20 protein-coding genes are annotated in these 25,685 nt (G+C 47.0%); 11 read left to right on the top strand and 9 right to left on the bottom strand.

Annotated features, from left to right (window positions below):
• Positions 1 to 130 precede the first annotated feature (130 nt).
• The 6 genes from Q0986_RS02330 to Q0986_RS02355 all read left to right on the top strand — a co-directional run bounded on the left by Q0986_RS02330 (position 131) and on the right by Q0986_RS02355 (position 4,492).
• Positions 131 to 457, top strand: coding sequence for a hypothetical protein (locus Q0986_RS02330; protein WP_299403074.1), 327 nt, complete (start codon positions 131 to 133; stop codon positions 455 to 457).
• 443 nt (positions 458 to 900) lie between these two features.
• The gene (locus Q0986_RS02335) at positions 901 to 1,389 is read left to right on the top strand and encodes a hypothetical protein (protein ID WP_299403077.1); all 489 of its coding nucleotides are present in this window, start codon (positions 901 to 903) and stop codon (positions 1,387 to 1,389) included.
• Positions 1,390 to 1,474: 85 nt separating this feature from the next.
• Positions 1,475 to 1,954 carry a superoxide dismutase, Ni gene (gene sodN / locus Q0986_RS02340; RefSeq protein ID WP_299403080.1) on the top strand — a complete coding sequence of 160 codons (480 nt, stop codon included), beginning with the start codon at positions 1,475 to 1,477 and terminating at the stop codon, positions 1,952 to 1,954.
• A gap of 89 nt (positions 1,955 to 2,043) precedes the next feature.
• Complete coding sequence (gene sodX / locus Q0986_RS02345; protein WP_299403138.1) at positions 2,044 to 2,316, top strand: nickel-type superoxide dismutase maturation protease; 273 nt, start codon at positions 2,044 to 2,046, stop codon at positions 2,314 to 2,316.
• Positions 2,317 to 2,956: 640 nt separating this feature from the next.
• Positions 2,957 to 3,559 carry a hypothetical protein gene (locus tag Q0986_RS02350; protein WP_299403083.1) on the top strand — a complete coding sequence of 201 codons (603 nt, stop codon included), beginning with the start codon at positions 2,957 to 2,959 and terminating at the stop codon, positions 3,557 to 3,559.
• Positions 3,560 to 3,580: 21 nt separating this feature from the next.
• On the top strand, positions 3,581 to 4,492 hold the full coding sequence (locus Q0986_RS02355) for an alpha/beta fold hydrolase (RefSeq protein ID WP_299403086.1): 912 nt from the start codon (positions 3,581 to 3,583) through the stop codon (positions 4,490 to 4,492).
• Between the two features lie 65 nt (positions 4,493 to 4,557).
• Here Q0986_RS02355 and Q0986_RS02360 read toward each other — a convergent pair whose 3' ends face one another.
• From Q0986_RS02360 to egtC, 7 genes are all read right to left on the bottom strand, one after another.
• Positions 4,558 to 6,567 carry a DUF3137 domain-containing protein gene (locus Q0986_RS02360; protein WP_299403089.1) on the bottom strand — a complete coding sequence of 670 codons (2,010 nt, stop codon included), beginning with the start codon at positions 6,565 to 6,567 and terminating at the stop codon, positions 4,558 to 4,560.
• A gap of 3 nt (positions 6,568 to 6,570) precedes the next feature.
• Entirely contained in the window at positions 6,571 to 7,149 is a 579-nt protein-coding gene (locus Q0986_RS02365) for a LemA family protein (RefSeq protein ID WP_299403092.1), read from the bottom strand.
• A gap of 133 nt (positions 7,150 to 7,282) precedes the next feature.
• Positions 7,283 to 8,224: a J domain-containing protein gene (locus tag Q0986_RS02370; protein WP_299403095.1), complete on the bottom strand. Its 942-nt coding sequence runs from the start codon at positions 8,222 to 8,224 to the stop codon at positions 7,283 to 7,285.
• A gap of 49 nt (positions 8,225 to 8,273) precedes the next feature.
• Entirely contained in the window at positions 8,274 to 10,283 is a 2,010-nt protein-coding gene (gene dnaK, locus Q0986_RS02375; RefSeq protein WP_299403099.1) for a molecular chaperone DnaK, read from the bottom strand.
• Positions 10,284 to 10,410: 127 nt separating this feature from the next.
• Positions 10,411 to 11,514: an L-histidine N(alpha)-methyltransferase gene (egtD, locus tag Q0986_RS02380; RefSeq protein WP_299403102.1), complete on the bottom strand. Its 1,104-nt coding sequence runs from the start codon at positions 11,512 to 11,514 to the stop codon at positions 10,411 to 10,413.
• Positions 11,515 to 11,617: 103 nt separating this feature from the next.
• A complete protein-coding gene (locus tag Q0986_RS02385) occupies positions 11,618 to 12,958 on the bottom strand; it encodes an SUMF1/EgtB/PvdO family nonheme iron enzyme (RefSeq protein ID WP_299403106.1) in 1,341 nt (446 codons plus the stop codon).
• A complete protein-coding gene (gene egtC, locus Q0986_RS02390; RefSeq protein WP_299403110.1) occupies positions 12,948 to 13,760 on the bottom strand; it encodes an ergothioneine biosynthesis protein EgtC in 813 nt (270 codons plus the stop codon). The genes Q0986_RS02385 and egtC overlap by 11 nt, the downstream gene beginning before the upstream one ends.
• A 156-nt stretch (positions 13,761 to 13,916) precedes the next feature.
• On the opposite strand from egtC, the gene Q0986_RS02395 reads away from it, so the two are divergent.
• The 5 genes from Q0986_RS02395 (at position 13,917) to Q0986_RS02415 (ending at position 21,858) form a co-directional block, all read left to right on the top strand.
• Positions 13,917 to 16,388: a response regulator gene (locus tag Q0986_RS02395; RefSeq protein ID WP_299403113.1), complete on the top strand. Its 2,472-nt coding sequence runs from the start codon at positions 13,917 to 13,919 to the stop codon at positions 16,386 to 16,388.
• Between the two features lie 508 nt (positions 16,389 to 16,896).
• On the top strand, positions 16,897 to 17,235 hold the full coding sequence (locus Q0986_RS02400; protein WP_299403116.1) for an SMR family transporter: 339 nt from the start codon (positions 16,897 to 16,899) through the stop codon (positions 17,233 to 17,235).
• Positions 17,236 to 17,831: 596 nt separating this feature from the next.
• Positions 17,832 to 18,878 (top strand): decaprenyl-phosphate phosphoribosyltransferase, encoded by a 1,047-nt coding sequence (locus tag Q0986_RS02405; protein WP_299403119.1) that lies wholly within the window; start codon positions 17,832 to 17,834, stop codon positions 18,876 to 18,878.
• Positions 18,879 to 18,949: 71 nt separating this feature from the next.
• Positions 18,950 to 20,455, top strand: a complete 1,506-nt coding sequence (locus tag Q0986_RS02410) for a glycosyltransferase family 39 protein (protein WP_299403121.1) — start codon at positions 18,950 to 18,952, stop codon at positions 20,453 to 20,455.
• A gap of 764 nt (positions 20,456 to 21,219) precedes the next feature.
• On the top strand, positions 21,220 to 21,858 hold the full coding sequence (locus Q0986_RS02415; protein ID WP_299403125.1) for a hypothetical protein: 639 nt from the start codon (positions 21,220 to 21,222) through the stop codon (positions 21,856 to 21,858).
• A gap of 46 nt (positions 21,859 to 21,904) precedes the next feature.
• Here Q0986_RS02415 and Q0986_RS02420 read toward each other — a convergent pair whose 3' ends face one another.
• Positions 21,905 to 22,783: a serine hydrolase gene (locus tag Q0986_RS02420; RefSeq protein ID WP_299403130.1), complete on the bottom strand. Its 879-nt coding sequence runs from the start codon at positions 22,781 to 22,783 to the stop codon at positions 21,905 to 21,907.
• A 618-nt stretch (positions 22,784 to 23,401) separates the two neighbouring features.
• On the bottom strand, positions 23,402 to 24,928 hold the full coding sequence (gene bchB / locus Q0986_RS02425) for a ferredoxin:protochlorophyllide reductase (ATP-dependent) subunit B (RefSeq protein ID WP_299403134.1): 1,527 nt from the start codon (positions 24,926 to 24,928) through the stop codon (positions 23,402 to 23,404).
• Positions 24,929 to 25,685 lie beyond the last annotated feature (757 nt).

Below are 25,685 nucleotides of genomic sequence, written 5' to 3' on the forward strand. Positions count from 1 at the left end.
ACTTTAACCGCACGATGGCCAAGCCCTTCAATTGGAAATTTGCAGGGTTCACTGACGATAGATAAGCTGAATGGTTATTTCAGCCAGGCTGCACTAGTGAATGATCCTGTCTATTTTTTAGCTGGTTCAGTTGACCAACCCGCTTTTTTTAACTCAGCAGCGTAGTCCGATTGGGTTTGCGATCGCAGGTCCGTTAGCCGATCATTTCTTTGAGCCAGCTATGCAGTCTGGTGGAACCCTCGTAGACTTACTTAGCCCCATTTTCGGTGTGGGTGTAGGAGCAGGCATGGCTGTGCAAATCACTATCTTTGCCACCTGTGGAATGCTGATTGCGCTAGGCGGGTTTGGTATACGGCAGTTGAGATCTGTGGAGGAGTTCTTGCCTGATGGTCGGCATCTTAGAGGCATCAGCATAGCTGAGCACCCCAGAGGATGGTCACCATCCCCTCCGTCTTGATTGTTGATAGCAACAGAACCAGGCTCGTATTGTCAAAATCGAGCAGAGGGTATCCCTAGATGTTTTGATACCATTCGGCTAGCCAAAATTTATTGATAATCTTTTGCATTTAATGCGGTAATATATCAACATAATAAATTCAACACCCTCTACTACAGCTGTATAAGAAGACGTATCTAGTCTACATCGACCTAAAAGTTTTTAAATTAGATAAGCCTTCATTTACAGCTTTCTAGCCAAAAAAGAGAGAAATTCAACAAATTCATTCATTAATACTGATAAAGTTCTTTATACTTCTGTTTATATGCATAAACACTATCTAGATCTGATTTGACTTATTTCTTCACAACATCCTTCCTTTTAATAGAAGTGCAGATAATCAAGAAGTATTCTTAATTGAGAAGTCTATCCTTGCCTAACAACTAACAGCACTCCCTTGAGATATGACCTACGATCCACAAACCTTCACATCCTATGAACTGGGTTGGCAATTGCACAGTAAAGCTGGCAACCAGCAATTTCAGGCTCAATCGTATCCAGAAGCGCTACAGGCGTATCGCAGGGCGATGTCTTTAGCTGAGTTGATGTTGATGACTGCGAAAAAGGAACGGCGTCATCCTGAAGCGATCCATGCCTATGTGATTGCTTGCCATAACCTTGCTGACAATTTGCTGAAGCTTGGAGACCTCCAAACGGCAGAAACAACAATGCAGCAGGCTTTCGATCAGGTGACTGATTTAATGTATGCCACCCAATATTCTCGATGTCTGCGGATGGAAGCATCTAAAGCGTTGAAAATGGTGAGCCTCAAAGCCTATGAGTTTTATCAACATTTGGAACAGCCAACCAAAGCACAGGCTGTATTTCAACAGGCCGCGGATCAAGCTCAGAAGTTTTTCAGTCAGATGCAGCCCCAATCATTAAGCGTCTGAAAATGCTTTAGAATCACCTCATCTCGCTACCTATCGGTTGGCAGGATTCAAGACTGTGTTGCGATTGTGTTAAGGACAAAGACATATGATACTGAGACGACTCACAAACCAGATTAAGCATTGGTTCCCGGCCCCAGTTGCCCAAGCCCATTGTGACGGCCCTTGCGGTGTTTATGATCCGGCAGCAGCCAGAATTTATGTAGAAGCCGTCGTATCTATGACCCGTAAAATTTTGGATCTACAGCCTCCGGCCAATCAAAATCCACAGGCGATGGCAACCTATCTCAATACGATGTCTCGATACATCCAGATTAAGGAAGAACAATCCCAGAAAGCCAAAGAAGAAATTTTGATTTTGTGGACCGATTACTTCAAACCTCAACATTTGGAGCAATATCCTAACTTACATGACCTCTTCTGGAAAGCCGCTAAACTTTGTTCGTCTTGCAAAGTAGAGGTGAACCTCCAACATGCAGAGGAATTGATGTCGGCGGTGCAAGAAATTCACCAAGTCTTCTGGACCACTAAAAACCGTAGTAATGTGCCATGGTACAAAGCCAGCTAAACCCTCATTCCTCAATAGGGGCAATACTCTCCAACTGCACCCTATGGGAGTTTGTGTTGTGGTGTTGCCGACGGCGATGGCGTTGGGAAGTGCAGGGACGGTCTATGTTGCCAACTCTGCACCCTGGAGATCAAGTTTTGGTGCACCCCAACGCCTATCGACATCGACTCCCCCAACAAGGAGATATTGTTTTGGCACGGCATCCCCACCAAGGTGGGTTGTACTTGATCAAGCGCATTCAGTCAGTGGTCAGTGATCAATATTTTCTGATTGGAGATAATCTCTCTGAAAGCACCGATAGTCGTGTATTTCGCGCGGTTACTTTGGATCTAATTCTCGGTAAAGTGGTCAGTTTATTTTAGCGCTCAAGTGGGTTAACTCAACTTATTCTTAGGAGTACACCCCATGCAGATTGTTGTTTCTTTATTAATGGACTCTCGCCTTTCTATCGTGATAGCTCCACTTGTAGTGGCCACCTATTCCACCCTATTTATTTTGGAATATTGCGATCGCTCAGATCAATAAGCGGTCTACTAGCAAGGAGGAATATCATCATCTTGCCACCTGCGGGTCCCCTGGCCAGCATGCCCTGAATCGCTTTAGATCATTGACATCCTCATCCCACCAACCTAGCAGTATGGTGGGAGATTTCAGCAAATCTCCTGTGTCTAGGCAGTTGGCTAGACACCGTTGCTGGCGTCCCCGCCATCTTGACTGACTTTGCCTCACAGTCAGGATATTCTTGACTGGTTCGACGCCGATCGTCTCTGTCAGAATAGACAGCGGATAAAAAATAATTGAGTTCTGGGCTAACATGGGTCTGAATTGGCTGACGCACAGTCATCTCAAGGCCTTCTAGCGTCTGCACAGTTGCTGAAGCGCTGCTTGCAGACAGTGATTGGGCAATCGCATTGAGATGACTAGTGTAGTTGAGCTGCTTGTTCTGAGTCCCTTGATCGGGCGTTTCACGACCTGAAACGACACATTCTTATAAGGCCCGCCATGTCAGTCGTTAACATTTGGAAACAGTCTTTAGCCCAACTTCTGGCTTACTATGACTTCAAGCGAGGGGATCTCCGCTCGTTTTTCCCCAAGCTATTTCTATTTTTCGTCGTTCTCAATATTTCCTGCTACTGGTGGGCCATTATGACCGCCTATCCTCAGGAAGCTTTTGGTCCCGAGCGATCCCATTATTTTTTAATTCAATTTCCGGTCGGGGGGTTAGGGGCTTTATTTGATAGTCTGTCCTTCTTTATCACGATACATATTGCCCGACGAGCGTTACGGGCAACGTCGACCCGTAGCTATTTGGCCCATTTAAGCATCGACATTATCATTGCGATTGTGGCGACTTGGTGGGTCTTGCTCGTGTTTTCGATTTCGGGGTGGCTGGTGAGTTTGATCCAGCAGTCTCCTGAATCTTTCACCCAACGGAGCTATGTTTATGAACGCCGGCTAGCCGATGCAGTGAGGGATCCTACCAATCGACAAAGTTTAAAGAATATCTATTTTGGGGTGATCATGGGGATCTCGGCATTTTTGCCAACCTTGACGCATCTCACTCTTTCTCTGCGGTCGATTGTAATTTACCAACGACAGAAGTAATGATCTGGTGACTATCAACGCATGACACCTAACTCTCCCTCTGTTCTTCTCTTTGTTCAGCATGGCTGGGCGGATACCAATGGAGCGATGGCCCGGCTTGCCCAACGCATTGCGCCTCCTCGTACCCGCATCATTGCCCCTAATTTAGGATGGTGGCGAACTTGGTGGCGGATCGATCCTTTAGTGGAGGATGTCGAAGCGATTGCTCACCAAACCATTGCCCAATATCCTCATACCCCGATTCGAATTGTGGGGCATTCTATGGGGGGCTTAATTTGGTTAGAGGTATTACATCGTCATCCTGAATGGTGGCTCCAGGTGGAATCTCTGGTTTTAGTTGGATCGCCTGTGAGCGGGTCAGATCTGTGCCGCCTGATGGATCCCTTAGCTTTAGGCCTAGGAATGGCCAGGGATTTAGGCAAAAACCGCCGAGAGATCGCGAGTGCGATCGCAGCTCAAATCCCCACCCTCTCGATTGCTAGCAATACCGATGGGGGCAGTGATGGCCTCGTGATGCTGGGGGCAACTCAATTTGACCATGCCCATCATGTCGTTTTGCCCGATATATTGCATAGTGCTCAGCGCCATGATCAAGCCATTGACCTTGCCATTCAAGCGTTTTGGCAATCTCCTCGTTCCCCCCTTCCCGTCCAGCCTTCTCCTGAGCTAGATATTATTCAACGGTTACGGACAGTACCTGGGATGACAGATGCCCATTCGCGAGATTTTGATAAAGCAAAAGTAGCCCTGATCTTCGACTCTGGCTTGTCCCTGCGACGATGGAAGAATCCAGTTCGGGTTGACCATGTGTTTCTCGCTTCTCCCCAGAGCCATTGTTTGTACAGCGGCTTTGTGGGCTGGATTCATGCAGCAGCGTTACGTCGAACGTTGCAGGATATCCAACAGGACTACAGTGCCAGCAAAGCCCCCTAGTCCAGAATCTGTTGAACAACATCCAGGGTGGAATAGCGTTTCAGCTTCGCTTCGCGATCTCTAACTCAGCGAGTCCAGATGCGGCGATTTAAGTTGAGATCCTGAATAATCCCCAGCATTAGTTGAAAATTATCGAAGTAATCTTGCATGGGTTTGAAACTCAGCATGGTGTTGAACAGCCGCGCTTCAAATAAGTCCCGTTCGTGATGAATAGCAATAAAAATCTGGTTTTCAGAAAAGGAGATCGAAACCGGGCGTTGGGCTTTCTTCCTAAACTTAACGAGGCGCTCCATCAGGCTGGTAGACAGAATATAGCGGGCCTCAACCTGATCGTCACTGTAGACGGTATAGAGCTGATTAAATTCTGGATCTTCTAGCTTGACTAAATGGCCTGGTCGATTAAATTGTTTCAGTTTTGACGCTAACGAACCTGTGAAGACAACGGTCTCCCCCTGAAAGTTCTTATTAAAGTCGGATCGAAAGAATAGCCCCTTAAAGACCTGACGTCGGGTGACCTGATTTCCCACTTGGTCTTTGAAACTATCATAGTCAAAGCGTTGACCTTTAATCATTTTGCCAAAAATGAATGGCATCGCTTTTACAAAGCTGAATAGTAAGAAAATCACAAAAATAGGTAGTTTAATAAAGCCGCCACCTCGACTTTTGAGCAGAAATGGTATTGTCCTTGCCATGAAACTGTGATGTATTTCATTCTCAGCCACTACTTCTGAAAAGAAAACATTAGCCGGACCTATCTTGCCGAAAACGCAATCATCCTGCTGAAGGTAAAATGTGCTGTTCAGCGCTGGGAATAGACGACTTCTGAGTATCGCCATCCTTGTCTGGTAGTTATCTCCATAAGTGGCATAGCTTAAGTCTTGATTATTATTGATAAATCTGATGACTTTCTCAATAATTCTGGTCTTAAAGCCGCGCTCATACATCTCCGTTTGCACGCTGTAAAAAATTGCCCAGCTCCATAAACAGCCAAGGAGCCCCATGAGAAATATGGCTGAGACAACCAGAAGTGACTGTAACTTCACTCCTGATTGCTTACAATTGTTCTGAGCTTGAGTATAGGCTTGCGGAGTTGTGGGTGAATTCCTAAATTGAAGTCCTCTGGATCGTCTTAGCGATGTGAATTCCTGTTGACGACACTGGCTGGCTGTAGGAGAGGGAGCGTTAAGAACCCTCATAAAGACTCCTGGTGCCAGGTTTAGAATTACAATCAGGATCACTGAGATAACAATGCCCACAATGCTGAGGGCTTTCAGTGCAGACTTCCGTTTCTTTTCGTACTCCTTCAGATCATCCACTAAGTTTTGGCGACAAAAGTCTTTGAACTCAGTCAAGCTACGCTGTTTGAAGACAGGTTCTTCTGGCTGAGACTGAGGTAGCTCAGTAATACTTTGAGTGGGCATTGAAGGAGATTGAACAGCCATGACTGCCTGGGTAGCAGCCAAGACACTGAGGCTTTGGAGAAACTTCTCTGCCCAAGCTTGTGTGGTTGGATTCTCTGCCAACGTTTGTCCCAGAGAGGTTGCTTGTTGAAGTTGGCCTGCCTTTTGGTAAGCCGTCGCCAGCCACATCTGAGCTTGGTAATAATCTGGGTGGAGTAGATCGCTCCCTTGGCAAAACTGCTGTAGAACGAGAATAGCTTGTGCAAACTGTTGATTGCGCAAGGCGTCACGGCCCTCTGCTAGCAACTGATTTGCCGCTGCCGGTGTTAGTGGTTCTGCCTTGGGTGTAATGGTCTGATCGTTAGAGTCTATCTCTGTATCCGTAGGCTCTTCTGCCGCTGCTGCTTTATTCGCTAATTTTTCTTGCCAACGCTTGGCCCAGGAGCGAATATTCGGCTTTTTGCATTCAGCCAGTTCTTCACAGAGAACCAGGGCTTTATCGATCTCATTGACCTGTTCGTAGGCTTTAACGAGAGCTTTACAGGCTTGGTAATGCTCTAGTGACTCTGGCTTAGGACTGGCTTGATAATAGATCTCTAGCCGTTGCACGGCTTCAGCATAATCTTGATTCTCCAGGGCTTGGAGACCAGAACGATATTCTTTAAAGGCGGTCATGAATTAACCCTGAAGTAAATTGCGGACATCGATTGCCCGTCGATCTTGAGCAGTTGCTTCAAATACTTGCTTCGTCTGATCACCTCGCCAGGTAGCAATGAAATTGCTCGGGAACATTTCAATACTGTTGTTGTAGCTGGTCACTGCACTGTTATAGAAGCGACGAGCTGCAGAGAGCTGTTCTTCTACCTCATTAAGGGAACCCTGAAGCTGCATAAATTTTCCATCTGTTTTCAGGTCAGGATAGTTTTCAGTCAAGGCCAACACATTTGCCAAGGCCCCTGACAGTTCGTTCTCAAGCTGAATCCGGTTCTCGCCACCGCCTCGCCCGGACATGACTTGCGATCGCAACCGAGTCACCTTTACCAGCGTCCGTTCTTCAAACTCCATATAGGTTTTGGCAACAGCCACTAAATTGGGAATGACATCACAGCGTTTTTTTAGCAACACATCAATGCTAGAGAAAGCCTGATCAACCTGATTTTTCTTTGCAACTAGGAGATTAAAGAAAAACCAAATCAGCCCTCCAAACCCAAGAAGGGCAAACAAAATCAGAGCTAATAGAATCTGGACAATTAGCATTGTGGTGCCAACTCAAAAAAACGGCAATAATGAAACCTTTTTGATTTCCTTGCTTATTATTCCCGGAATTTTTGTGAGTATAGCAAGAGAATTATGGAATCAATTCTGCTTGGAGACAGCTAAAAAGACGATGTTAAATCGGCAAATTTGCGCGTGGTTTATAGGTTTCAATTTGGCGAATTTGTTCGTAGAGTTCTCGTTCACGAGCGCTAATATTTTTGGATGACTCAATTCGAATTTCCACCAACTGATCGCCTCGTTTCCCCCCACTGGCAGGATATCCTTTGCCTCCGAGTCGGAGCCGCTGTCCTGATCGCACCCCACTCGGAATCGTCACCTTGACCCAGCCATCTAGCGTAGGAGCCTCGATTTGCCCCCCTAAGACGGCTTCAGCACAGGTAATCGGCAGTTCACACACAATATCATTGCCCTCTAACCGATAGAAGGCATGGGGAGAGACGTCAATTTTGAGGTAGAGATCGCCCCCTGCAGTCCCTTGTCCCTTTAAGCGAATCCGCTGACCAGACACCATGCCCATGGGCATATTGACTTCCAGAGAACGACCATCTTCCAGCCGAATGCGCTCTCGCCCGCCAGCATAGGCTTTCTCTAAGGGGATAGTTAATCGCGCCTCGGCATCTCGCCGCCCCTTACGAGGGGATTTAGTTTGGGGTTTCGAACGCTTGCCCGCATTGCTTTTCGTGCTATAGGGACGATCTAGCAACTGATCCAAAAATTCTTGGAAGTCGGCAAATTCACTAAAGTCAACCTTGTCAGTGGCAAAGGAGCTGGATTTTTCGCTCCACTTGCGGGTGGATTGAGGACTGCTCGGCTTTTGAAATCCCTGCTGTTGCCAATATTGACCAAACTGATCGTACTGCGATCGCTTCTCGGCATCGGACAAGACATCATAGGCCTCGCCAATAATTTTGAACTGCTCTTCCGCCGCTTTGTCACCCGGATTCAAGTCGGGATGGTATTGACGGGCTAATTTTCGGTAGGACCGCTTGATCTCCTCATTCGATGCATTCTTAGCGACCTTGAGAATGTCGTAATAATTGCGGAAGTTTTGCATCTACCTTGTGTTCGCCCCGCTCGCCAAAATCACAACAATACCGTTGAGTTTACCAATCATCATCATCCCAGTCTTCCCAGAAATCGTTATCCATTCGACTCGAAGACCGTCGTGGCGGAGGGGAATCGCCAGGACGCCCCGTGACCAGCTCAACCCCTTTATTCACCCCTTTGGACACCGCTTCACTAATCGAAGACATTGAGGGTAAGGGAAACAGATCTTCCTCATCATCGTAGTACTCTTGGTTGACGCGATTCACCTCTTGATTGAGTTCGTATAGTGCATCTTGGAGGTTGGCATAGTCCAAGTCGATCTGACGATCTTGATCCTGGTTAATACTGTCTTGTAAATCTCGGGACAGGGTTTCGACGCGCCGTCTCAGGTTGCTGGCGAACTGGGGGCCAAAATCTAGGGTAATTTCCCGCAGCTTGCGATCGCACTGGCTAATCAGATCTTGACCGCGATTGCGCTTATCAATTCGCTCCCGGCGCAGACGATCCTTATCGGCAAACTGCTCCGCCTCCTGGAGCATGCGGTTGACTTCAGAATCCGATAGATTGGCGGCCCCTTGCACCGTAATCGTTTGCTCCCGGCCCGTATATTTGTCCATCGCCGTCACTTGCAGAATGCCATTGGCATCGATATCAAAAGACACCTGCACCTGAGGCACACCTCGGGGAGCAGGTGGAATTCCCCGCAGTTGAAATCGTCCCAAGGATTTATTGTTATTTGCTAACTGTCGTTCTCCTTGGAGGACATGAACTTCCACCTGGTTTTGATTATCCTGAGCCGTCGAGAAGACATCAGATCGCCGCACCGGAATCGTCGTATTCCGAGGAATCAGGGTCTTCATCACCCCGCCAATGGTTTCCAAACCAAAGGATAAGGGCGTCACATCGAGCAAGAAAATATCCTGTAAATCTCCTGCCGTAATCCCAGCCTGAATCGCAGCTCCCACCGCCACCACCTCATCTGGATTCACATTTTGATTGGGGCGCTTGTTGATCATCTGACCAATCAGAGTCTGCACCATGGGAATGCGGGTCGAGCCCCCCACTAACACCACTTCATCGATATCAATGGATCGCAGATTACTATCTCGTAAAGCCCGCTCCACCGGAGCCTGCAATCGCTCCGCCAAATCGGCACATAAATTTTCAAACTGGCCCCGACTGAGCACCACGTCCATATGCTTAGGCCCCTCTTCCGTCGCCGTAATAAAGGGCAGACTAATATTGGTTTCGGGCAACCCGGATAGCTCAATCTTGGCTTTTTCCGCAGCCTCCGTCAGCCGCTGCAGAGATTGGGGTTCACGGCGCAGGTCAATATTTTCTTGTTCGAGAAACTGATCGGCTAACCAATCCACAATCACTCGGTCAAAATCCCTACCCCCCAATTGCGTATCCCCACTGGTGGCCCGCACCTCAAAAACCGAATCGCCCACATCCAGAACCGAGACATCAAAGGTGCCACCGCCTAAATCAACCACCATCACGGTTTGGTGATATTGGTTGTCTAAGCCATAGGCCAAGGCAGCAGCGGTGGGCTCATTAATAATCCGCTTCACCTCTAAACCTGCGATCCGCCCCGCATCGCGAGTCGCTTGCCGCTGCGCATCATTAAAGTAGGCGGGCACCGTAATCACGGCCCCCGTAATCGGCTCTCCCAAAAAACGGCTGGCCTCATCGGCTAATTTCCGCAGAATCATGGCCGAAATTTCCTCTGGGGCAAACTCTCGCTCTAGGGCTGGACATTTAACTTTGATATTGTCGGCCTGATCACGGCGGATGGTGTAGGGAACCCGCTTGGAAAAGGGCGATAATTCACCATATCGACGGCCCATAAACCGCTTAAAGGCGTAGAAGGTATTTTGGGGATTGAGCACCGACTGTCTGCGAGCCAGCTGACCAATCAGACGTTCCCCCTCTTTGCCAAAGGCAACGACGGAGGGGGTGGTGCGACTGCCCTCAGTATTAGCAATGACAACGGGCTTTCCCCCTTCCATTACGGCCACCACTGAATTGGTGGTTCCCAGGTCAATGCCGACAATTCTGCCCATGAACTCTGTTTCTCCTATCGCCAGCCTGTTGCGATCTGTAAAAAGTGAACTGTTGGATTTAATATTTTATCTTGCTGGATGGATTCTGTTAGGGTGCGAGGGTGGTTTCTCCGAGGGTCAGCCGATTTTATCGTTGCTGACATTGACAGAGCATCAGGCCAAACCAATGGTTCGGATCGGTCCAAGTTTGCAGCGGTTTTAGCTGTTTGGTGGGCTCAGGACATCCCTGATCCGTCGCTTCTGCCCCGATCTCTAATCCATATTGCAACTGTTTTTGTAAAATGGCGAGGTCAAACTTACGCGAAATTTCGGTGCGAAGGGTTTCTCCGCGCTCCAGCGCCACGGTCAGATCGAGCGCTAATAAATTGACTTGCTGAGCACACAAGCTTTTGAGATGCATTTCAATTTGATGCTCAGCAGAGTTATAAAAAGCCAGATGCTGAAACTGCTCTAACTGGAAATTCCCCTGAAACCGCCAGTTGAGATGGCACAACATATTCAAATTAAAGGCTGCCGTAATCCCTTGGCTATCGTTATAGGCAGCCTCTAATTGTGCCGTGGACTTCTGCAAATCAACGCCAAGGAGGAGATACTCACCCGGCTGCAGCGATCGCGTCAGCTGCTCGAAGAACACTTGACATTCCTGGGGATTGAGATTGCCTAAGGTACTCCCGAGGAAACAAATCATCCGCGTGGGCAGCGGTGAGACCGATAGCGCCGCCAAGGCCGCCTCGTAGGTGCCCACATATCCGTGAACATTTAGAGTGGGGTAATGTTCGAGTAAGTCAATGGCACTTTGCTTGAGCATGCTCCCACTAACATCAATGGGGCAATACCAAGGCGAGAGACCCATATTGGTATAGGCATCTAATAACAGGCGGGTTTTAGTGGAACTCCCACTTCCCAATTCCACCAGTTCGCACGGGCCAGTCAGTCGGGCAATATCTGTCGCATGAGCCTGCAAAATAGCCGTTTCAGTCCGAGTCGGATAGTACTCCGGCAACTCACAGATTTGTTCAAAGAGCTGCGACCCTCGATCATCATAAAAATATTGAGCGGGAAGGGTTTTAGGGGTGCACGACAACCCACTGATCACCGCCAATCCTGGATCGATCTGAGTCTGCGCTGAAGGATGCTGGGGGGAAAGGTGGGTAATTTGTAGACGGTCACAAAGGTTAAGGGGACGTTGAGCTGCCGAGGTTAAGGGTTCTGCGTGCACAGACTCAGGCATAAGTGAAAAATCTCCAGGATGTTAGTTGGCACTACACCAAAATTGAGGCATGGGCCAGGTTCCCAATAACTGTAAACCATTGCCACTGATTGTGCAGAAGCGGTTAACTGTAAGCACAACGAAACCCCGCAAAGTGAATGCGGATACGGGGTTCATACCAGTTGCGGAAGGCACAGCGGAGCACGGGCACTTGCGTGGCCCAGCTGCCCCCCTTAAGCACACGGTGCGCCTGATCAAAGTAGGCCAGGGAATAGCCTTTGTAGGGATAGGGTTGAAAGTTAGGGTAGGGATGGAACCAAGTCTGGGTCCATTCCCAGACATTGCCCAGCATGTCATAACAGCCGTAGGCACTTTGGCCTTGGGGGAAGGCATCCACAGGGGTGGTTCCTCCCTGCAGGGTGCCATAATTGCAGTGCTCTGAGGTAGGGGCATCCTGCCCCCAAGGATAGACTCGCTTCCACGCTTTACCCATTGCTTTACCCGCTCCCCCCTCAGGTGGGTCAGATTGCCAGCTGGCCGCTTTTTCCCATTCCCGTTCTGTGGGTAAGCGCTTGCCCATAAACCGAGCATAGGCCTCTGCTTCATACCAACTGACACCACACACTGGATAAGCGTCTCCATGGGATTCAAGCCAATGGGCAGGGCGACTGACGGGATTAGCCTGCAACCATCGCCAACCCTCCTCAGACCAATATCGAGACTGACGATACCCCCCCGCGTCTATAAATTGTTGATAGTCGGCTTGGGTCACCGGGAACCGATCGATCCAAAAGGGATCAACATTTACCCAATGGGCTGCTTTTTCGTTGTCTAGGGCGTTTAGCCCCTCATGACCACAGAAAAATTCTCCTCCCTCTACATAGACCATATTTTGTAGCTGTGGCGCAGCATCCTGGCGAGGGGCGCTTTCTATCTGAGAGGGTAAAGGCCAATCCGCTGGTTTGGAGGCCAGTGACAAGGTCGAGGGCGTTTGTGTTTGTTGACGATGGAGTTGGAGAACCCAGGAAATGGTTTCACAGTGTTGACTCTCATGCTGAGCCAGCCAGTACCATAGCCAAGCCTGGGAGGCCAAAGGGGCCACCGACAGATAGTCCCAGATTTGGGCGCGAATATGATGCAGATACTCGCAAATTTCAGTGAAGGAGGGAAGATGCTGGCGCTCCGCCTTGGGCAATCCATCTGCTGCAAATAGCCGACGATATTCAGGGAATAACGGCGGATGTCCGGCAGCCTGCTCTAGCAGCCACAGCCCTTCCGTAAAGCCGATATGGCCTAAATGCCATCCCACAGGGCTGAAATCAGGGTTGGCTTGTAAACGAAAAACATCGGCATTGACGTCTGCAAATAAGCGGAGGGTCCGAGCCCGAGTCTGCGTAAAGTGCTGCTGCAGGGTCGCCTGCAGGCTATCGGGAGCAGATGTTGTGGGCGTCCAGTTAGAGGGCATGCGTTTCCACCTGTTGCCGGGTGTTAATGGTTAACAGGGTATCGGCTGCGATCGGTTGCCAACAGTCTCCAAAATGCGATCGCATCTGAGCATCGGCATCCAGGGGTTCTGAGGCCACCAGCACCCCCGTAACCGGGTGGTCCACAGCCAGCCAGTACAGCGAGGGAGGGGGATCGGGATAGGCAAATCGGGACACGACCATCGATTGGTGATCACTAAGGATAATGTTTAAGCTAACGCGAATATTGTAGGACGTTGCCCAGGCTTTGAGGCGACTCAGGGCTTGAGTTAAGGCCTCCGCCAAGGTGAGCTCAGTGTTCTGAGCTAGGGTGTCGTACACTAACGCCAGAATATGTTCAGAATCCGTCGTACCTTCCAGGGTTTGATACCGCTCGTCACTGAGGCAGTCTCGGAGGGGGCGATATAGCGTCTGGCGAAAGTTCTCAATAAAACCGTTGTGAATCCCTAAGATATGGCGATCGCGAAAGGGCTGGCAGTTGCTTAACTGCAAACTTTGGCCCAGGGTGGCGCTGCGCACGTAGGCCAGGAAACTGCCGGAAACAACGTATCGACATAGCTCTCCCAGATTTGGATCATTCCAAATAGGCAAGGTATGACGATAGTAGTAGGGGTGTTGATCAGGTGGTGAGGCATACCAACCTAACCCAAAGCCATCGGCATTGATCAGGCCAGCGGTCATTTCTTGAGGTTGATAGCTTTGGGCAACTAAAGAGTGTTTCGGTTGGATTAAAAAGGTCTCTAAGGAGACTGGGTCACCTAAGTAACCCAACAAACGGCACATAGAGCGGCATATCCATATTCTTTCGTCAACACTGTAGCAAGCCCCAGCTAACCCTAAAGATGAAACATGCCATAATTGCAGTCAACTCCTACCTGTTGAGTTAGACCCGTGGCTCACATGTTCGGGAGGTTGCTATCGTGATGAATACTCACCTCGATGCCACAACTGCCTTTCGAAAACATTAATCAGCCTGCTGGGCAGCCGGATCCCTTTGCGGCCTTTATTGCCCAAACCACCGATATTTTTGTGGCCTATGATGCCAACCTCCGCTATTTAGCCATCAACCCAACGGGGGCCGCTCGCTATGGTCTGACGCCCGCAGCCATTATCGGTCGAACCAATCAAGACGTATTGGGACCACAAGCGGATGTCATTGACCCACTACTAGCGACGGCTTTGGAGACGGGAGAGAAAGTCCTTGCCGAGTATGAGCTGACCTTCAAGCAGCAGCGCTATACCTACGATGCGATTTATACGCCCATGATCGATCCGCAGACAGGGGCGCAACAGGTCTGGGGAATCTGTCGAGATATTACGGCTAGGCAACCGCTGCAAGCCAAGCGAGAAGCTCTCTTAAAACAGCAAACGGTTCAAATTGAGGAGCGGTTTCGGACCTCCTTTCATGAAGCTGCGATCGCAAAAGCCTTAATGGCCTTAGATGGCTCTTGGGTCCAGGTGAATGCTGCACTCTGCCAATTGTTGGGCTACCCCCAATCGGCGTTACTTAACCGTGATGTCGTCAATTTGACCCACCCAGAGGATCGTGAGTTAGACCGACACCAAATTCGACAACTCTTAATCGGGCAAATTTCAAGTTACCAAATTGAAAAGCGGTATATTCACCAACTCGGCCATCCGATCTCCGTTCTCCTCAGTGTCGCCCTGGTTCACAACTCGCAAGGTCAGCCAGCCTACTTTATTGCTGAGATGCAGGACATTACCCAACGCAAGCAAACGGAGGCTGCCCTCTATTTACAACTCCAAAAAACGCTGCAATTGCAGACAGCACTGCAAGCTAAAAACCAGGCACTGCAAGAGAGTAGCCAAGCAGCCCAAGCCGCTAACCTGGCCAAAAGTGAATTTTTGGCCATGATCAGTCACGAAATCCGAACCCCCATGAATGCAGTGATTGGCATGACCGATCTGCTCCAAGATACCGTCCTCAGCTCCCATCAGCAGGACTTCGTGGAAACCATTCGCACCAGTGGCGAAGCACTGCTCAATATCATTAATGACATCCTCGATTTCTCGAAAGTGGAGTCTGGCAAACTCCAGCTAGAGCTGCATCCCTTCCCGCTAGCAACCTGTGTGGAAGAAGCCTTAGATATTGTCAACTCCAAAGCCACCGCCAAGGGCCTAGAACTGGCTTATTTTATTGAACCGGGGACCCCTAATCAGATTCAAGGAGATATGAACCGTCTGCGGCAAATCCTGGTGAATCTGCTCAGTAATGCCGTTAAATTTACCCATCAAGGAGAGGTGATTCTGACGGTCACGGCCCGCGATGTGGCCACGGCGGAAATGACCCCCTCTGTCCCCCTGTTGCTCCATGAATTGCTGTTTGCGGTCAGAGATACGGGCATTGGTATTGCCCCTCACCATCAGCAACAGCTCTTTCAGTCCTTTTGCCAACTAGACTCGTCCATCACTCGCCAATATGGGGGAACTGGCTTGGGGTTGGCGATTAGCAAACAGCTGTGTGAGCTGATGGGAGGCACTATTTGGGTCGAAAGTCAGGTCGGTCAAGGCTCCACCTTTTTCTTTACCATTGCCGCCTCAGCATTGCCTTCCACCGAGGCAGAGCAGGCCAAGGTGGAACCCCTTTTTCAGGGCAAACGCATCCTGATTGTGGAAGACCAGTCGAGCAGTGGCCAGATCCTCAGCCGCCAAGTCCAGTCCTGGGGGATGCATCCCACCTTAGCGGCGTCAGGGGCTGCCGCCCTAGCGTTGGAGCAGCAGGAGTTTGATGTTGCGATCGCAGATCTCCAGCTTCCCGATCTCACTGGACAAGTATTAGTCGCTGGCTTACGGCACCACCATGCCATTCCCATTATTGGCTTAAGTACGTTAGGGGGCAGTGCTGCCGCCGCTTGGCAATATTCCCCTCCCCTAGCCGCCTTCCTCAATAAGCCTGTCAAGCAGTTTAGGCTATACCAAGCCTTATTGAAGGTCCTACAACCCCCGTTCGCAGGACCGATCGAAGCGATCCAGCCCTCAGCCATCACTCAGCCCATCTCTAAATCGCCTCTCCCCCTGAAAATCTTGGTGGCAGAAGACAACCTCGTCAATCAAAAGGTAATTCTACGCTTACTCGATCGGCTGGGCTATCAGGCCGATCTCGCCCACAATGGCTTGGAGGTTTTATCGGCGCTGCGCCATCAACACTATGATGTGGTGCTGATGGATGTGCAAATGCCAGAAATGGATGGGTTAACAACGGCTCAGAACATTTGTCGAGAATGGGACACCGAACGCCCTAGGATCGTCGCCATGACAGCCAATACGATGGCAGGCGATCGCGAATCCTATTTAGCGGCCGGTATGGATGATTATATTGCCAAGCCTATCCGTCTCAAAGGTTTAGAGCGGGTGTTGGCCCAGTCCTTCCATCAACATGATCCAAATTGAGAGTAGGTGGGAAATCCATTGAATCCAGTATGCTCCCACTTTAGATCGATTCAGATTGGGGAGCACACCGAGAAGAAACGCTATAGCTAATTAGCAGATTGCAATATATCTTAAAAAGCTTAGCTTACATTATGATCAGTCTTCGGCACTTTTGCCGAGGTAAGTCTCAACCTGAAATCTAATAGTTCCAGAGGTCTTTTAGGCAGAGATCTAGATTCTCATACAGAAAAAAGGGACGTATAGAGTAGAGTTCTTAAAAGAACACGATCAAATCACCAGTTTATTCTTTTTAGATATTCATATTGAATAAAAAAGCTAAATCTTTATATTAATCAGACAAAACCCAAGCCCAGTTTATAGAGCAAGAGACTTCGCTAACTTTGCTCTTAAAATAAAAATCAAAGCCAATAGTTAACAAGGAACAAAGCCGACATTAGATTATCACCTCTTAGCACTAAAATAGTGCTTCAAAATATCTACAACATTAACCCAAGAATGGAGGCAATGCATGCTAAATCAACTATATATCGGCATTTTGATTCTTATTACAGTTGCACTAAATACTATTGCTCAAGTTTTTCTAAAGGTTGGCACAAAAGGAAATATTCTCAATTTATATTTACTAGGTGGTATTTCCGCATACGGATTGAGCACCATTCTGTATCTTTTAGTTCTCAGCAAGGCGAACTTATCTATTGCCTATCCAGTAGTTATTGGATTAACCGTTACTGCTACAACGATATCTAGTACTATCCTTCTCAAGGAAGGAGTATCTACCATGCATTGGATGGGAATTGGATTAATATTAAGTGGAATTTGTACAGTGACTTTTAGTAAGCTACATTAACTTCACAGAATTTAGTAGAGAAAGGTGAATATTCTGTGAACTAGATTTGGATAAATGGGCGAGGATGCAGCCCCAAAAAACAGGTGAATGGGCATAAGATTACCTATACTTTTGGAAGATTCAGGGATCTGCCCCAGCGATATTAGCTGGTAAGATGCCCCTCAATTATTTTCTTATATCTTTAGATAAATCCCATATTTCGCAGGTTGGGCTCTAAAAATCGACAATTAAATCTAGGTTGTTTTTGCAGTGTGAACACGTATAGATTTAGAGCCAAAACCTCGATTCCTGATAAATCTCTGTGGACATTCTAGATCAAGTGGCTGTTATTAGGGGTTCAATATAGGCAAATAGACATAATTTTCTAAATCATGAAACTAACAAGTCAAACTGCGGAATGTTCGATAAATACTTTTAAAGGAAAAATATTGGAGTCGTGTATTCTGGAAGAGCTGAGAAAATCACTCTAATTTATGCCAACTGACACAATAGCTATTGACATTGTTTTTTTTAGACGGTTAGGAAATAATTTCTGTTAATACAGAACATTCTACTGATGCATCTTGTCAGGCATTAGTTTATGTCTTCCCACATTGTTGAATAAGTCTTTTCAAGCATGGCGAATCCCTTCCCCTTATTTAGCAGTAATTGATTTAGCAAGATACGTGGCAAATATAATATCTACAGAAAAAATTTTGAGAAGTGTGAGCCTATACTTACGCTCGCTGCGACCAGAGCAATGGACCAAGAATCTTATTGTTTTTGCTGCGCCTCTTTTTTCTGTTCGCCTCAACCTGCTCTCTCTTGCAGGTAGTCTTCTCGCTTTTGCATCATTTTGCTGTATTTCTAGTAGTTTTTACTTATTCAATGATGTTGCTGACTTGGCCTCAGACCGACAACATCCGATTAAGCGATATCGCCCCATTGCTACTGGACTAATTCCGGTTCCCATTGCCATCACGATTGCCGTCAGTTTGTTACTCTTCAGTCTTCTGATCGGTTGGTTACACTCTCCTTCTTTGGCATATGTCTTGCTGGCTTATGGAGTATTGCAAACTGCGTATAATTTGAAGCTAAAGCATTTGCCAATCTTAGATCTCTTTGCGATTGCGACTGGCTTTATTCTGCGAGCTTGGGCTGGTGCAGTTGCTACTAACGTAACCTTGTCAGCATGGTTTTTACTATGTACCGCCATGCTAGCTCTGTTCCTAGGCATTGAGAAACGCAAAGCTGAACTGCGTTTCTTCTCGTCATCAGATCGCAAAACACGTTCTGTACTCCAATACTATTCCAAGAGCCTACTCACACGTATGGAAAGTACAGTCACAACAGCAACCGTGATGAGCTATTCCCTCTGGAGTGCTGGCCCCCTACTAAATGGAGCGACAACATCCTGGATGCTGGTTACGCTGCCGTTTGTGATGTATGGTATTTTTCGCTATCAACTACTCGGCGATCCAGAAGCAGCAGCAGCTCACAAAGATGCTGCTTATCCTCAGGCTAAAGGAGGTCAATATAAGGAAAGAACTGAACGTCCCGAAGAAATATTTTTAACCGATTTACCCCTGCAAATAATTGTGGTGGGTTGGGTGCTTATAGTGATAGCCATTCTACTACTCAAGAAACATGGGCTGATCGTCTAGTTGTTTAAGGACTTGTACTCGAAGGGAGGGCTCCTTCTCTTACCTAACAGCGTGGGCTGATGACCTTGAAAATGACAGCAACCAAAGCGTGGATGAGCACGATCAATACAAAGACCATGGGGTTGGGTTTCCTCATTGTTATATCCATCCTTTTTATCGGACTGAGATTCGTCAATATTGAGGCTGATTTTCCCAGTAACCTCACTTTCTCCAGTGCCCTTTACACCGATGAAGGCTGGCATTTGAGTGCAGCTATCAACTATTTCGTAACGGGAGACTGGTATATAGAAGGGGATTTTAATCCTGCAGTCAATTTGCCAATAGGGCATTTCATTCAGGCGATGACCTTTAGGATCTTTGGCATGAGTCTGGCATCTGCAAGGTCGACAGTCGTAGTTTGCTTCACTTTGACAGTCTGTTTTGTATTTTTATTAGCAGCAAAATATGTTGATTCGGTTGCTGCAATTTTTGCCATATTTTTCTTATCGGTTAATTTTTTCACTTTTGCCTACTCTAGATTAGCCATCTTAGAAATTTTGATGCTCGCTCTTGTCCTATTGGCGATATGGTTGGCTTCTTTATCCACGCAAAAGCTTCCGTTTATTGTTGTATCGCTTTCGTCTATCCTGCTTGTCATTGCCACATTGACAAAGACGACTGCTATATCTGCACTACCAGCCTTACTATATCTATCTAGTCAAAGGGGGAAAACGCGTCAGCACAAAGTCCTATGGGCTGCACTTTCAGCAACCATTTTTATAGTTATTTTGTTCAGTTACAATAGCATCGCTTCTCAAACCTATACCGATGATTTTCTATATTTTAAAAATCTTACCCTTGCTGAAAGATTGAGTCCTTCTTTTCTAAGAATTATCAAGAATTTCTTATTGGGTATTGTCCAGGCTAGGCGGATAGAGCCTTTCGTTTATCTTTTTACCGTATTATCTAATCTCTTTTTGTTACTTTACAGTAATTTCTTCAGAAAGAATATCCTGGTACATATTTCATTGCTTTGGATGCTCGCATATTTTGGTGTTCTCAGTGTAACGGCCTATCATCCTTCTCGTTATTTCGTACCATTAATAGTTCCGGTCTCTTTTCTATTTGGGACGGCGATGTCTTTGTCCAAGTGTCATCTAAATAAACAGGCAAGTTTTTTCATCCAATGCCTAATTTGTTCATTTATATTGGTCTCTAATGGCTATAAAATTATTAATCATATAAGCTTACCCCAATTCACTTTCAGGGAAATGGCTGAGGATGTACAGCAAGTAATGGCAACCCAGTCTTCTGCTAAGAATACACCTATTTTACTGGGCAACCTTGCCAACAGTATTAGTCTTGCTACTGGTATTCAATCGGTCAACACTGATTTGAGTATTCAGCCAATTAGCTGGAAGATTCAGACCTATAACCCCCAGTTTTACATATCCTTGGGGCATGAACCTGAGGTCGTGGATGTATTAAGACAAACCTATCAACTACAGAAAATTTCTGAATGGGATGTTTTTGACAATTTCTACAAAAATAAAGCCGTTTATTTATTTAAACTCAATCATAAAGATGGAGTAGATTAAAAGAGGATAAGCTAGTGCATCTTAATCACTAAAAACAAGGCATACTCGTTTAAGTTTAGTCTGTGCTTGTTCAGTGGATAATTGCCGATCGACCGTCACTGCATCCTTATTACGTTGTTCAAATCAGGCTGTTGTTTGCGACGAGAAAGTTTCAATATCGGCTATATAGTCTTTGAGACATTATTTGGTCATACAGGACAGTTTTATTTCAGCGATATTAAGCCATGAGCCATATTTAGGCCTATGCTTTACCCACAACTCCTGTAAATCTTATAGTTGTTAGGTTCTATGCTTTGAAAAAAGCTAGAATGCACATAAAAATTAGAGAAAACGTCAAAGATATTGCACTGCCCCCCTACCCCCCTTTCTTGAATGCCGAAGGCTATATTCTGGGGGGAAATAAGCTGGATTTTGGGTTTCTCCCCCCAAGTTTGGGGGGCTGGGGGGCGAATGCAGAATGGTACGAGATCCACAGGAGATGTGTGTATGCTTTGCCAGCTCTTCATTTAAGGACTTGTGGATAAGGCATAGATACTTAGGCGTATGATGAACGTCTAATCGCTGGGCCATCTGACAATGTATTTGGTCGTTGGCATGATCAACAGTCTTACTAGTTTAAAGTTGATCTATTCCTAACACTCATACAGTTTTTTAAAAATTATGGCCCATTAGGTGAAATACCTACCGAATCCGGCCTTCTTTCCCTCCTTTTGAAGACAGAGAAACCGATGCAGAAAATGCCATCTTGATGCAAGATCTGAGTTATGAACCTATGGACGCTGATTGTTCAACCTCAAGTCTTTTTCCAGCAGCTCTCTGATCGCCCCGTTACCCTTGGGCTGCCCTTGGCAATGGTGGTGAGTGCAAGCTGGCTCAGATATATAGCCTTTTTCATCTGGACACGAAATTTACCGTTTATATTGCCCGCTGAACTCAGCCAAGTCACCCCACGATATTGGCTGGGCGCGGCTGTTCTGGGATTACTTTGCTGGCCGTTGGTTAGCTGGGGAATCTATGGTGGAATCATCCAATTGCTCACCCATAGTCGCTGGCGTGCCTGGCAAGTCGCAGGCTGGACCCAGTGGCCCATGACCTTGATGGGGGTGGTCATACTGGGAATAGCAGGACTGCTACCGGCAACAGGGCGCGTAATTCCCTATGACCAGTTCTTGACCTTAAGCCCCAAAGTACCGTGGGTCGCTCAATATCGGACTTGGCTAGAACTCTACACTCAGACATTGCAAGAGCAAGCGTTTGGGTCCATCATTTTTTGGTTAGTCTTGCTAGGGAGTGGCTGGTCCCTGTGGTTATTGTATTGGGGGGTCAAAGCCTTAGCCCCGACCAAAGCACTGATCACGACGACGATTCTGGCCGCAGGGGTTTTCGTTTGGCGGACTTTATAATCTCCTCCACTGGATGCATGGCCCCCTAAGTGGCGACCCTCCCAATTCACTGATCCAAACTTTGCAGCGTATCGCTGAATAAGTTAAAAAAGCGATACTCTTCCAGCGGCTGCTGATCGTTCCAGGTTGCAGATACACAGTAATTGGTCCCAGCGTCGTTTGTGAGGGCGGCAGTCAGGTTCAATACACCCGGTTCAGCGCCCCCCTTAAAGGCAACTTGCTGCCAGTTGTCAGAATTAATCACACCTGTGTTGATCTGCATCAGGGGTAAGTCAGCAACCTGGGCAATCAATTGGCAAAGTTCTCGGGTGGTGAAGAACCATTCAATATCGGGCGCGAGTGGCTGACTATCCACTAGCTCAACGGGTGGCAGAGGCGCTTTATGAATGGTTGGAAGTAGGTCTTGGGGCGAAGAACTTTGGCGATACGCTGCTAACACGTCTTCATTCTCAGGGCTTTTGAGGGTGAAGACTTCTTGCGTTGTCAGGAAAGGCTGATTTCGAGGAGATGCAGTCGCTAAGCTCTCTCTACCGACCACTTGAATCAAAACATCGGCTGCCGTATTGTCGCTAACGGAAATCATCAGGCTGGCGAGAGTTTGCAGGGTGAGGGGAGCTTGATCAGGCCAATCTTGGAGAATACCGCTGGGAATACTTTTTGCCTCGGGATTTAAGGTAACCACTTCGTCCCAGGCATGTTGCCCAGCCTCAATTTGATGTTGGAGTTCAGCAAGCACTTGGAGTTTAAAGGCAGATGCGATCGCAAGCGGTTGCTCAGCATTCAATTCTACCAACGTCATTTTATCCCTGAGGACTACAACACTCACTTCTCCTGGTAAAGCCTGATAACGATCGACCAGCTTGCTCTCTAACTGATCCTGGGCCATTGCGGTTCCCAACGGAATGCCTATGCATACCCAGTACATGACAACTGCTAGTAGCAACAATCTCTTTTTCATTTCTATTGTTTGATAGTGACGCTCATGATTCTGTTGACACTGATTGTGACTTCTTGCAAAAGGAACAGATCCGAAGGACATCCACAGATAATACGTAATTACGCGTAGAGAAAAAAATATCTTATTGCCAAAGTTCAGTATTTCTTACCTGAACATTCCCAAGTATTTTGAGGATTATAGTCATATACCTGATTTTGACTATACGAGGGGTAAATTTAGATGCTAGTTCCAATCGCAGGATTTGCAGCTTTATCAGTACTATCCATCATTACCAACGCTTTGATTCTTATGGATAGCAAGGATGCACCGATTGAGAACTAGAGTCAGACTCTATAGTCTTTCTTAAACTGATGCAAGTGAAATAAGTAATCAAAATTTTCTTAAAAAGTTTCTCTGAGTTGCATAAATGCAGTAATTATCACTGATAACTACAATATAGATTGCCAAACCAAACCTCTAAGCCCCTGTTCAAAAAGCAGGGGCTTTTTATTACCAGCAGTTTAGAATTTAGAGCGTGAATTAATTAAAAAAGGCTGCCCAAATATGAGCAGCCTCTGTGATTATGGGGATAATAAAAGCGAATGCTTACGCACCAACTGCCTCTTTCGCTGCATATAGCACTTCAGCCGTAATCTCGGTAATGTTACGCTCACGAGCAAATTTCTCGGTATTTCGCTTCACTTTACCGCGGACAAAACCAGGGATTTTGTTGAGTTCGGCTTGACCATCGGCACTCCAACCCAAATCAGAATCGGCTGAGATGCCCTTTGTGATCACTTCTTTGGTGTCATGGCCACCGAAGATTTCTAACAAGTGGTCTTCCATGCCGAGGGTAAAGGAATTGTAAACCAAATCAGCCACCTGATTGGTCCCTTCATAGCCAAGGAAAGGTTTGTAGCCGATAGGGAAATCTTGGATATGGATAGGAGCCGCAATCACCCCACAAGGAATATTGAGCCGCTTACCCACATGACGCTCCATTTGCGTACCAAAGATAGCGGAAGGCTCGACCCGAGCGATGGCATCGCCGATAGCACCATGATCTTCATTAATGATCACTTCATCACAATATTCGCTGACTTCTTTGCGGAACCATTCTTGATCATATTTGCAGTAGGTACCAGCCCAAACCACATGAATCCCCATCTCCCGCGCTAGGATTTTGGTCATGGCAGCAGCATGGGTGTTATCGCCATAGACAACTGCTTTTTTACCGGTGAGGTTTTGGCAGTCGATAGAGCGAGAGAACCAGGCAGCCTGGGAAACATGTAGAGTCTGGTTTTCAATGAACTCTTCGTAGTTAACGTCTGCCCCTTGCGCATTCAGAACTTCTTGAATCTTGCGAATACAGCGAGCCGTTTCCACCACACCCATGGGTGTGATATCGACGAAAGGCATGCCAAACTCTTTCTCCAGATAGTGAGCGGACATATGGCCAATCTCACGATAGGGAATCAGGTTAAACCAGGCTTGAGGGAGGCGCTTGAGGTTATGGACGGAAGCCCCTTCTGGAATCACTTCGTTAACTTCAATGCCTAAATCAGCCATCAACCGCTTGAGTTCGGTGCAGTCGTGCTGATTGTGAAACCCTAGGGTTGAAATACCAATGATATTGACGGAGGGCTTGGCTGTTTTGCCTTCGGGTAGCTCGCCCTTTTTGCGTGCCTTTTGCAGGTAGAACTGGACAATCTGATCGAGAGTGCGATCTGCGGCCTGTAGTTCGTTGACGCGATAGTGATTCACATCAGCCAGTAGGACATCCCCTTGAGTGCTAAGGGAGGCTCGCTCTACAAAGTTCTCCAGGTCTTCTTGCAAGATGCTGGAGGTGCAGGTGGGGGTAAGGACAATCAAATCAGGATTTTCCTCTTCATCCTTGCGAGTGATGTTATCAACGACCTTTTCTTGGGAGCCACGGGCCAATACATGACGATCAACAACGCTGGCCGTGACGGGAGTGAAATTCCGCTCCCGCTCTAGCATGGAGCGCATGACGTTGAAGTAGTCATCCCCCAAGGGAGCATGCATAATGCCGTGAACATTTTTGAAAGAACTGGCCACTCTCAAAGTGCCAATATGCGCTGGACCAGCGTACATCCAGTAGGCTAATTTCATTCTCTAGAATCTCCCTTGAGTTTCAGCACCTGTAAGCATTATTGACTAGTTTGTAGTGCTTGAGGAAGAATAAATTGCCCTTAAATCTCAAAAAAAAGAATTAAATAAGCTTATAGGAAAAATAAACTATCTATAGCCTCTAAAATAAAATAATTAAAATTTTTATATATATTTACTTTATTAATTTTTAAATATAAGAACAATAGACAATTAAGTCTTTAAGGAAATGCCAGGCTCCAAAAACCCTATATGTGAGCACAGTTGATCCCAATGACTAGAGGTGAGGGACCAATATTGTTGAACGATAGGATTGATGTCCCTTAGATCCTTCGGGTTGGTGTAAACCTAGTAGCGTTATCCATAAGAGGCTTATCAGGGATATCGAGATCTGTTCCTTCAGAACAGCATTACTAATTTGAGCAACAGAACATGGAAGGCTGTCCAGAGAAAACGGCTGGCCTTGAAAGAAAAAATTTTGGTGATTAACTGAGCCCCTTCCTTCGATAGATCTGATCACGAGTCATCCATAGGAGTGATCATTAAATTTAGTTACTTTTTTCTATTTGGGGATTTAGTTTGGAACTTCATGGTTGAAGCAAGAGCCAAATCAACCCAATGGCCAAATTTAAACTTGAGAGTCGAGGTTTGAGGCCAAGTTCAACTTTATCGGTGATTCCTTCAAAGGTTTCGATAAGATGGGACAAGTCCGTAAAATTAGCTGAAACAATAGATCCACAATGTCCGCTGAACAGCAACC

The organism is Acaryochloris sp. IP29b_bin.148 (assembly GCF_028285565.1).
GTDB lineage: Bacteria > Cyanobacteriota > Cyanobacteriia > Thermosynechococcales > Thermosynechococcaceae > Acaryochloris.

Excerpts from the sequence above, each read along its gene's own strand:
- Q0986_RS02335 (WP_299403077.1), top strand. The coding sequence starts at position 901 with ATGACCTACGATCCACAAACCTTCACATCCTATGAACTGGGTTGGCAA.
- sodN (WP_299403080.1), top strand. The coding sequence starts at position 1,475 with ATGATACTGAGACGACTCACAAACCAGATTAAGCATTGGTTCCCGGCC.
- Q0986_RS02350 (WP_299403083.1), top strand. The coding sequence starts at position 2,957 with ATGTCAGTCGTTAACATTTGGAAACAGTCTTTAGCCCAACTTCTGGCT.
- Q0986_RS02355 (WP_299403086.1), top strand. The coding sequence starts at position 3,581 with ATGACACCTAACTCTCCCTCTGTTCTTCTCTTTGTTCAGCATGGCTGG.
- Q0986_RS02360 (WP_299403089.1), bottom strand. The coding sequence starts at position 6,567 with ATGACCGCCTTTAAAGAATATCGTTCTGGTCTCCAAGCCCTGGAGAAT.
- Q0986_RS02365 (WP_299403092.1), bottom strand. The coding sequence starts at position 7,149 with ATGCTAATTGTCCAGATTCTATTAGCTCTGATTTTGTTTGCCCTTCTT.
- Q0986_RS02370 (WP_299403095.1), bottom strand. The coding sequence starts at position 8,224 with ATGCAAAACTTCCGCAATTATTACGACATTCTCAAGGTCGCTAAGAAT.
- dnaK (WP_299403099.1), bottom strand. The coding sequence starts at position 10,283 with ATGGGCAGAATTGTCGGCATTGACCTGGGAACCACCAATTCAGTGGTG.
- egtD (WP_299403102.1), bottom strand. The coding sequence starts at position 11,514 with ATGCCTGAGTCTGTGCACGCAGAACCCTTAACCTCGGCAGCTCAACGT.
- Q0986_RS02385 (WP_299403106.1), bottom strand. The coding sequence starts at position 12,958 with ATGCCCTCTAACTGGACGCCCACAACATCTGCTCCCGATAGCCTGCAG.
- egtC (WP_299403110.1), bottom strand. The coding sequence starts at position 13,760 with ATGTGCCGTTTGTTGGGTTACTTAGGTGACCCAGTCTCCTTAGAGACC.
- Q0986_RS02395 (WP_299403113.1), top strand. The coding sequence starts at position 13,917 with ATGCCACAACTGCCTTTCGAAAACATTAATCAGCCTGCTGGGCAGCCG.
- Q0986_RS02400 (WP_299403116.1), top strand. The coding sequence starts at position 16,897 with ATGCTAAATCAACTATATATCGGCATTTTGATTCTTATTACAGTTGCA.
- Q0986_RS02410 (WP_299403121.1), top strand. The coding sequence starts at position 18,950 with ATGACAGCAACCAAAGCGTGGATGAGCACGATCAATACAAAGACCATG.
- Q0986_RS02415 (WP_299403125.1), top strand. The coding sequence starts at position 21,220 with ATGAACCTATGGACGCTGATTGTTCAACCTCAAGTCTTTTTCCAGCAG.
- Q0986_RS02420 (WP_299403130.1), bottom strand. The coding sequence starts at position 22,783 with ATGTACTGGGTATGCATAGGCATTCCGTTGGGAACCGCAATGGCCCAG.
- bchB (WP_299403134.1), bottom strand. The coding sequence starts at position 24,928 with ATGAAATTAGCCTACTGGATGTACGCTGGTCCAGCGCATATTGGCACT.